The sequence below is a fragment of the Paraburkholderia sp. SIMBA_053 genome, assembly GCF_046534895.1.
GTDB classification, from domain to species: domain Bacteria; phylum Pseudomonadota; class Gammaproteobacteria; order Burkholderiales; family Burkholderiaceae; genus Paraburkholderia; species Paraburkholderia caledonica.
This window is the reverse complement of the sequence record NZ_JAWRXU010001623.1, coordinates 1-238: the sequence shown is the minus strand read 5'-3', so window position 1 is coordinate 238 and position 238 is coordinate 1. Positions and strand designations below refer to the sequence as shown.

1 protein-coding gene is annotated in these 238 nt (G+C 62.2%); it reads left to right on the top strand.

From position 1 onward, the window contains the following. Nucleotides 1-238 (top strand): methyl-accepting chemotaxis protein (locus SB753_RS41045; RefSeq protein ID WP_410805676.1); only part of this gene is annotated, 238 nt, incomplete at both ends.

Genomic DNA, 238 nt, shown 5'->3' with positions numbered 1-238 from the left:
GGAACAGGGGCGCGGATTTGCAGTCGTCGCCAGCGAGGTGCGCAATCTCGCGCGTCGTTCCGCGAACGCCGCCAAGGAAATCGCCACGCTCATCGGCGATTCTGTGGCCAGCGTCGAAACGGGTGGCAAGCTCGTCGACGATGCGAGCGGCACGATCACGGATATCGTCACATCGGTCGAACGCGTCATCGCGTTCATGGGCGATATCTCGATGGCAAGCCAGGAACAGAGCCTAGGA